The 5,881-nt window shown below is 43.3% G+C and carries 6 protein-coding genes; all 6 read left to right on the top strand.

The window, feature by feature from the left end; all coding sequences use genetic code 11:
- Nucleotides 1–154 precede the first annotated feature (154 nt).
- A complete protein-coding gene (locus tag J7K40_06060; protein MCD6161961.1) occupies nucleotides 155–343 on the top strand; it encodes a hypothetical protein in 189 nt (62 codons plus the stop codon).
- Entirely contained in the window at nucleotides 324–2,252 is a 1,929-nt protein-coding gene (locus tag J7K40_06065) for a hypothetical protein (GenBank protein MCD6161962.1), read from the top strand. The genes J7K40_06060 and J7K40_06065 overlap by 20 nt, the downstream gene beginning before the upstream one ends.
- Before the next feature lie 262 nt (nucleotides 2,253–2,514).
- On the top strand, nucleotides 2,515–3,414 hold the full coding sequence (locus tag J7K40_06070; GenBank protein MCD6161963.1) for a hypothetical protein: 900 nt from the start codon (nucleotides 2,515–2,517) through the stop codon (nucleotides 3,412–3,414).
- An 18-nt stretch (nucleotides 3,415–3,432) separates the two neighbouring features.
- Complete coding sequence (locus J7K40_06075; protein MCD6161964.1) at nucleotides 3,433–3,840, top strand: hypothetical protein; 408 nt, start codon at nucleotides 3,433–3,435, stop codon at nucleotides 3,838–3,840.
- Between the two features lie 12 nt (nucleotides 3,841–3,852).
- The gene (locus tag J7K40_06080; GenBank protein ID MCD6161965.1) at nucleotides 3,853–4,176 is read left to right on the top strand and encodes a hypothetical protein; all 324 of its coding nucleotides are present in this window, start codon (nucleotides 3,853–3,855) and stop codon (nucleotides 4,174–4,176) included.
- The coding region (locus tag J7K40_06085) for a hypothetical protein (GenBank protein ID MCD6161966.1) at nucleotides 4,176–5,881 on the top strand (1,706 nt) is incomplete at its 3' end. The genes J7K40_06080 and J7K40_06085, both read left to right, overlap by 1 nt.

The following is a 5,881-nucleotide window of genomic DNA, read 5'->3' on the forward strand; positions in this document are numbered from 1 at the left end:
CACCCGCCTTCACATTTGAAGATGAACCTCACACCCCCATTCCGCCCGAACAGCCCCCGGTAGACGCTCATGTTTGTGAAGAATGTGAGAAAGTTTGTAAGAGTTACGCGGGGTTAGTTGCACATAGACGTTTCTCAGGTCACGGTGACACAGCATGAGTGCCTATCATCCACAACCTAGAGTTAATAAAGAAGCTGCCGAATGTGCTTTACTTGGGTTATTGGATATGATTCCTGATAATCCTACTAAAGCGGATATGCAGATTGCGTATAAAACTGCTGCTGGACTGAGTATACTTAGTCAGTTCGGTTTGGAGAGAACGTATGACCAAACAAGTAATTAATCATAATATGGCCGATCTTCCGCAGGAAGGTTCTGAGGAAGTCGGTAAATTCTTCTGGCAGAAATGGGAAGAAGCTGTTGCTGAGAAGGAGCGGCTTGGTATTCCTGAAAGGATGTTGAAGAATTATGCCTTATTCCGTGGCGATCACTGGCAAGGCCGGAAGAAAACGGCGGCTGATAAGATAACTGCGAATCTTCTCTTTGCAAATATCGAGAGAACTGTTGCGAATATTACAGCAAAATCACCAATGGCTGAGGTGGTTGATCTTTATGGTGAAATAGATGAAGCGGCTGAAGCTCTATCCGCTCAAGTAAGAAAATGGAGTAATGAGAGCGAAGCGGCTTCTATTTTATCTCTTTCTGTAAAGGTGATGGAGATTTATGGAATCACTGTTGAGAAAGCTGTTTATAACAGTCGAACTGAGAAAACGGATATTGTCTTGGTTGATGGGTTCGCTTTTGCGCCTGCTCCGGGGTATTTTGAGGAACTTAATGATTGTCCTTATTTAACTCATGCTTACCCGATGTCAGTGCCTGATGTTGAAGCGATGTTTGGTGTCAAGGGAGTGGTGGAAGGAGAAGAAGGACTCAGAGTTTTAGGGAAAGAAGAACGTGAGAACTCAGCACCTGTCTCTTCCGGAACAAGAGCAGGGAGTCAGAACTATCCTGGTAATTATTCCAGTTCGCAACATCCTGTAAGAGAAGGCGTCTCAGCAGATTGTCCGGCACTTGTTGTAGAAGTGTGGGTGCGAGACTGGTCGTTAGAGAAGTTTAAACAGATTGATGTCAATCCTGAGACGGGAGAAGAGTTTGAAATAACGACAGAGCGATTGAAATACCCTGGTGGTATTCGAGTTGTGACGCTTGCCAACGGTGGTAATCTCGTTTTATCTGATATTCCTAACCCGAATATTAATAGTGAAATACCGAGAGAAGCTACAGCAACGACTTTCCTTTACGACCATTTTCCTTTCTATAAAGCCAACTCTTACGAAGATTCTACTTCGCTTTGGGGCTTCTCAGCTTCGGAGCAAGTAGGTGATATCAATGTAAAAATTAACGAAATCTTAACACGTCTCAGTGCTTATCTTTCCAGAGTTACCTTACCACCTCTCATTGTTCCACAAGATAGCGGGATAACTCTCTCCCAGATAAATAATAAACCGGGGTTGGTGCTTCAACCGGTTTCGACTTCCACATCTAACGGGATTCGGTATTTATCCGTTCCTAATCTTCCGCATAATTTCTTCGATGCTCTTCAATGGTACATTACATTGTTCGATCGTATCTCTCAAATTGAGGATGCTGATCGCGGTGAAGCGCCGACAGGTGTAATTGCTGCTCAAGCCATCGTCGCCCTGCAAGAACGCGGGGCTGTGATGATGCGAGCCAAGATTAGAAGTGTTGATTATCTCGTCAGGCAGCGGGGCCGCTGCGCTATATCTAATTTTCAGAACTTTGGTCAGTCGATAACGACGGTTGAAGTTCAGGGTGATACGATTCCAATCGAAGGTTTAAGTTTCTTGGGACGGGAGTTTAATTATGTCGTTGAATCAGGCTCGACAGTTGCGAAGACGACACTCCAGACTCAGGAACAAGCAATGGCTCTTTACGAAGCCGGAGCAATCGACAGACGCGCTTTACTCGAAACCCTTAACTTCCCCGGCTGGAAAAGTATCATCGAGAGATCAGGGGAAGGACAAGTAGATCAGGCGTTGCAGATTCTTATCTCGGCTGGGTTACAAGAAGAGGATGCTGTCAACTTGAGGCAATATGTAATGGAAGTTCAGGGAGGCCCAGGCGACGTTCAACAAAATGCACAACCAACTAGAGCCAAACAGAAGATGACCACTAATAATCAGCCAAATAGCGCCGAAACTAGACCGCCAGCAGCGAGGCAACGAGTATGATTTACGAATATAAGTGCTCATTCTGCGAGCGTCGTACTGAGCGAGTTTGTAAAGTTAATGAGCGTAATGATTTTTTCCATTGCACTGAATGTCACGCTGTAATGGAGCGAGTTCCGAGTTTCGGTGGAGGTCTTCGGACGGAGCATCCTTCGTGGTTGGATCACCACGTTCAGGGTGCAATCGCTGACCCGAAAGCACCAAAGTTGACAACTAGGACAGAGCATGATAATTATTGTAGAGAGCGCGGGATAGCGCATTTATAATGAATCAATGGGGTATAATATCCGGGCAAGAATGGGTTGACACCTCTTCCGAATGGGAAGCTGGGGTACATTCATTAGATGCTGAGACTGGAAGTTATGTTTTAACAGGGGCTCCAGCTTCTATATCAAGCAGTAGAAAATTAAGTTGCGAAACAGGTTCTTTCTCATATAACGGCGCTGATGTTACCCTCACTAAGGCAATCGGTTTAATCGCTGAACAAGGTTCTTACGTGCTTTCTGGAGGAGCAGTTGATCTTGAGGTTTCACGTAAACTTGACGGGGAGCTTGGTGAATACACGCTAAATGGCAGTGACGCTGGGTTAATATATACGCAAGGATCGACCTTAACTGCTGAAACTGGCGAGTATGTATTTGCTGCTGCTGACGTTGCTTTCTTAACCCATTATCGACTTGTTGCTGAAGTTGGTGATTATGTTTTAGCTGGCGCTGATACTTCCTTTTCTCTCGTTTTTTCTCTGGTAGCTGATAGCGGAACTTACACGATTGCAGGGGCTGATGTAGATTTTTACAGAGGTTATGTATTAAATGCAGCGGTTGGCGAATTTATTCTCAGCGGCGCGGCGGCAGATCTTCAATTATCTGGGTCTTTAATTACAGAAAGCGGAAGTTTCATATTAAACGGCGCTGATGTAAATTTCTCTAAATGTCTTGGATTGGTTGCAGAGACAGGAAGTTATGCAGTCAATGGTAATGATTGTGACATTACCAGACATAAAGTTTTTGTTGCTGACGAAGGTGTTTATGCTATTAACGGAGCAGAAGCAGTCTTATCTCATTACGGGGCGTTTGATAATATTCTCGTTGCTTATGCTTTTATTCGCGGTGTAACTGAAGTAGATTTTGTTAGAGATCAAACGACAGTAGATTTCATTAATTAATTTTCAAGGAGTAATAAAATGGCAACATATAATAAATTTCATAGTTTCGTAGAAGCTATGGCTGAAAAGAAACACAATCTCGGTAGTGACCAGATTACTATCGCTTTAACTCTTGTAGCACCTGTAAACACTAACACTGTGTTGTCAAATTTAACAGAAGTTGCTTATGACCATTGTTCAGCCAGGGATGTTACAACCGTTTCGTCCGCTCAAACGAGTGGAACTTACGCATTGACGTTGCAAGATATTACTTTGACAGCTTCGGGCGGGGCAGTGGCAGAATTTCGTTATATTGTTCTTTACAATGACACCGCGGCAAATGATGAGTTGATTGGTTGGTATGATTATGGTTCAGGTATTACTCTTGCAGATGGTGAAAGTCTTGCAATTGATTTCGCAGAACCTACAATTACGATAACAGAATAACGGAGAATAACAATGGCTTTGGATTTCTTTACAAAACAAGCTTACGAAGTGTTTTGGATTTCTTCGTCTTTTGCAAACGACTTAGGGAGTTCTGAAGCCATTATTATTGCATCCAGCACAGTGACGGTTACTGACAAAGATGATACGGATGTAACTTCAGATATAATTGTTATTGGGACTTTGAGTTGTGATTCTACTAATCAGATAGCTCAAGTGCAAATTAAAGGTGGTGTTGAATCCGCATCTCCTTATAAGATCACGTTTAGAATTGTTACTGATTCCAGTCCCGCTAACAAATGGGAAAATGATATCAGAATGAAAGTTAAGGAGCTGTAATGGCTATTGATGCAACTTATATAAGCTCCAGTAGTTTTTCGATCGTAGGTGATCAGACGGTTGAATTTCATACTGGTCGCAGAGTCAAGATGATTGGTGACTCTGATTGGTACGGAACGATCTTTACTGCTGTTTACTCCAGCGTTACTACGATTACTTTGACCCCAGGGAGTGATAATATTGATGGCACTCTAACCGGGGTGTTGTACGGGGTTATTAGTGGTAAGGAAGACGATTGCTCAATGCCTATCCACACTCATGACGGTGATGAGGGCTCCGGGGGTAAAATAGTTGACGCAGATATAGATATTACGGATACAAATAGTAAATTCATTTCCACTACTCTCGGAGGTGTGTTTGACGAAATTGGAGAAACGAAATTCTGGAACGGCTTTGATCTGCAAAGTCCCGATAGCAACGGCACCCTAACCTGGGATAGTGGAACAAGGACTGTCAGTCTCGCAGTAACTGGAGGCGAAAGTAATTTTTACTTTTGGGTTGATGGAAAAAAAGTTACAAAAACTACAACTCAGACAGTTGTAGTTCCCGATGTAACTGGAGTTTATTATTGTTATTTCGATACTTCTGGGGTTCTGCAATATATTCTTGATTCCAGTGTTCCTGATTCTGCATTTTATGATTGTGCGATAGTTGCTATCGTCAGATGGAACGCAACTCAAGGTACTGGTGGTTGTGGTAATGAGCGGCATGGTATCCGCATGAGTGGCGCAACTCATCTGTATAATCATGTCACTTATGGGGCTCGGTATGAAGCCGGGTTCGACATCACAGGATTGACTGATGGGAGTCCTACTTATACTCAAGTGGCAAGTGGTAAGTTCTGGGATGAAGATATTAGGCACAGTTTGTCAGCTCAATCGACTCATCCTTGGATGTATAGGTTAGGTGCATCAGGATTATGGACTTCAGTCGCGGCTGATAACCAAGTAGGATTGAAAGATGGCGCGGATACCTATTATTCTTGGAATGAGTGGACTGGTTCAACTTGGCAATTAACTGAAGGAACAACCACTACTGATTATTTTATATCCTTTTTTATAGCAACTCCGAGTGTTAGTGCATCTTCAGGAGTTATGAAAATTGTCGGGCATAATGCTTATAGTAGTGTAGCAAATGCGAGAGCTGCGATTGAAAGTGAGCTGCACGGTTTGTCAACAGAGGGACTTCCTGGCCCGGAGATAGTTTTTCTGCTTGCTATAATTGTAGATAGGACAGGAGATTTGCAGGAACTGGCAGATGGTTCTGTTTATTATGATCTTCGTGGCGTTAGTAGTAAGGGGTCTGGCGGCTCAAGTGGTACGACGTTATCTGCTGCTGATGTTCCTATAACTGATTCTGGGAGCATTATTACAGCGGATAATGTAGAAGATGCTTTACAGGAGAATCGCACTGCTATTGATCTGAATACTGACCAATTTTCAGCTATTGATGCGTTGGTTGCAAGTGTTGACGCCGTAGCTGTTTACTATGGTAAAGTTGCTGACGATGATGACCCTGAGTGGTATCTCAAAGAAGGTGGCGATTTATGGCCTGCTGAGTATTTGTGTTACGCAGTTGGGGACACCATCACAGTTAAAGACGTGACGGATATTGAGCTACCGACGTTTACGACTTACACGTATACGGGTTATGTAATTTCTAGTGTGAAGATGTTGAATGGTATGCTAGTTGTTGGTACTGACCT

This window comes from Candidatus Zixiibacteriota bacterium (assembly GCA_021159005.1).
GTDB lineage: Bacteria > Zixibacteria > MSB-5A5 > UBA10806 > 4484-95 > JAGGSN01.